Annotated in this window: 1 protein-coding gene and 1 pseudogene; both read left to right on the top strand. The window is 67.9% G+C overall.

The features are described from left to right. Positions 1 to 61: 61 nt before the first annotated feature. Positions 62 to 337: pseudogene (locus tag Aco03nite_RS55010) on the top strand (polyketide synthase dehydratase domain-containing protein); the annotation flags it as partial. A 27-nt stretch (positions 338 to 364) separates the two neighbouring features. Continuing rightward, a partial coding sequence (locus tag Aco03nite_RS52300) for an SDR family NAD(P)-dependent oxidoreductase (RefSeq protein WP_239146159.1) occupies positions 365 to 2,760 on the top strand: 2,396 nt, incomplete at its 3' end.

The following is a 2,760-nucleotide window of genomic DNA, read 5'->3' on the forward strand; positions in this document are numbered from 1 at the left end:
GTGGTCGTGGGCGACGTCCTGGCCGCCTGTCTCTGAGGCTGCTGTTCTGCCATATGAGGAGTTGTTCGCCGCCGGTTACGAGTATGGGCCGGCGTTTCAGGGTCTGACCGCTCTGTGGCGGGACGACCGTGAGGTGTACGCGATGGTGGAAGTACCGGAAGAAGTAGAGGGGTTTGTCCTGCATCCGGCGTTGGCTGATGCGGCGCTTCACGCGATGGCCGATCAGATGGTCGGTGAGGTGCGGCTGCCGTTCTCGCTGAGTGGGGTACAGGTGTGGGCGTCCGGCGCTCGTCGGGTACGGGTGCGGGTGAGCCCGGTTGAGGGCGGCCATCGGGTGCAGTTAGCGGATGTACAGGGCCGACCGGTGGCGGAGATCGATCGGATCGTGACCCGTCCGGCCCGGTTGCCTGCGGCCCCGGTCGAGGTCCGGGATGTGTATGCGGTGCAGTGGGTGCCGTTGCCGTCGGTTTCGGGGCCGGTGGATGTCGGCTGGGTGGAGTCCGATGGCGGGGATCTGCCTGTGGCGCCGATGGTGGTGGTGCCGGTCCGGTCAGCGGGCGGTGACGTGGTCGCCGAGACGCATCGGCTGGTGCGTGAGGTGCTGGATCTGGTGCAGCGGTGGTTGTCTCGTGATGACGAGTCCCGGCTGGTCGTGGTGGTGTCGGCTGGTGATCTGGCGGCTGCGGGTGCGCGGGGTCTGATCCGTAGTGCCCAAACAGAGCATCCCGGCCGGTTCGTGCTGGTCGAGACGGACGGGCAGTGGCAGGAGCAGTTGCCGGCCGTGATGGCGAGTGGCGAGCCCGAAGTGTCGATCCGTGACGGCGCGGTGCTGGTGCCGCGGGTGGACCGGGCTGCCGAGAGTCTGTCTGTTCCGGATGGTGATTGGGAGTTGCGTGCCGGTGGTGACGGCACCTTCACGGACGTGCGGCTCGCGGCCTGCGAGGTGTCGTCGTTGGAGCCTTCGCAGGTACGGGTGGACCTGCACACGATCGGCCTCAACTTCCGTGATGTCGCAGTCGCGCTCGGGATGGTCGAGGGCGGAGGGCTGCTGGGTTGTGAGGGTGCGGGGGTGGTGGCTGAGGTCGGTTCGGCGGTGCGAGGGCTGCGCCCGGGTGATCGGGTGATGGGGTTGTTCTCGGCGGTGGGCCCGTCGGTGGTCACCGACCAGCGGTTGCTGGTGCGGGTGCCGGAGGGCTGGTCGTGGGCGCAGGCGGCGACGACGACGGCGGTGTTCCTGACCGCGTATTGGACGTTGGTTCGGGGTGCTGCCGGGCGGGCCGGGGAGACGTTGCTGGTGCACGCGGGTACCGGTGGTGTGGGTATGGCGGCGGTCCAGTTGGCCGGGCATCTGGGTATGCGGGTCCTGGCGACGGCGGGGCCGGCGAAGTGGCCGGTGTTGCGGGACATGGGCTTGTCTGATGAGCAGATCGCGTCGTCGCGGACGGTGGACTTCGAGGAGAAGTTCCGGCGTGGTGGCGGTGTCGACGTGGTGCTGAACTCGTTGACTGGTGATTTCATCGACGCGTCTCTGCGGCTGCTCAAGCCTGGTGGCCGGTTCGTGGAGATCGGTAAGACCGATGTTCGTGATCCGCAGTTGGTCGAGGCAGCGTATGAGGGCGTCTCGTATGCGTTCTTCGACATGTTGTCTCTTGATCCGGATGAGGTCGCGTCCGGGCTGGCGGAGCTGATGCCGTTGTTCGCGGCGGGGGTGTTGCGTCCGTTGCCGGTGACGGTGCGGGCGGTGGGCGAGGTCCGTGAAGTGCTGCGGTTCATGAGTCAGGCGCGTCATGTCGGCAAGCTGGCGTTGCGTCTGCCGCAGCCGTGGTCGGCGGGGCCGGTGTTGGTGACCGGTGGTACCGGGATGCTCGGCGGGCTGGTGGCGGAGCGTCTGGTGCGGGTGCACGGTGTCCGGGATCTCGTCCTGGTGAGTCGTCAGGGCCCGGATGCAGCGGGTGCCGATGAGTTGCGGCAACGGCTCGGTGTTGGCGTGCGGGTCGAGGCGTGTGATGTGACGGATGCGGTGGCGGTGGCGGAGTTGGTCGGCCGTGTCCGGCCGCGGGCGGTGATCCACACGGCGGGGACGCTGGCGGATTCGCCGGTGCTGGGTATGTCGTCCGGGCAGGTGGATGCGGTGTTGGCGCCGAAGGTGGACGGCACCTGGGTTCTGCATGAGGCGTTGCCGGATGTGGACGCGTTCGTGGTGTTCTCGTCGGCTGCGGGTGTGCTCGGCTCCAACGGGCAGGGCAACTATGCGGCGGCGAACGTCTTCATGGACGAACTGATGGCCCTGCGACGGAGCCAGGGACTAACCGGCGTGTCACTGGCCTGGGGCTATTGGGCCGACGACAGTGGCCTGACCGCGCATCTCAGTGACGTGGACCGGGCCCGAATCACCAACCAGGGCCTGGTGCCGATGTCTGCTGAGGTGGCGTTGGGTCTGTTCGACGCGGCGCTGAACGCGTCCCTGGCCGATCCGTTGCTGGTGTTGACGCCGTGGGATGCGGGGGTGTTGCGGCAGCGGGTGCGGGAGGATCGGTTGCCGGGAGTGTTGCGGTCGCTGGTGAAGGTGCCGGTGCGGCGGATGGTGGCGCAGGGCGGGGAACAGTCGCTGGAGCAGCGGCTGGCCGGGATGCCGGTGGCGGCACAACGGGAGACGCTGACAAGCCTCGTGCTGACGCATACCGCGGCGGTACTCGGCCACGGTGGCACGGACGGTGTCGATGCGGCTAAGCCGTTCAAGGACCTGGGTTTCGATTCGCT

Source organism: Actinoplanes couchii (assembly GCF_016862075.1).
GTDB lineage: Bacteria > Actinomycetota > Actinomycetes > Mycobacteriales > Micromonosporaceae > Actinoplanes > Actinoplanes couchii.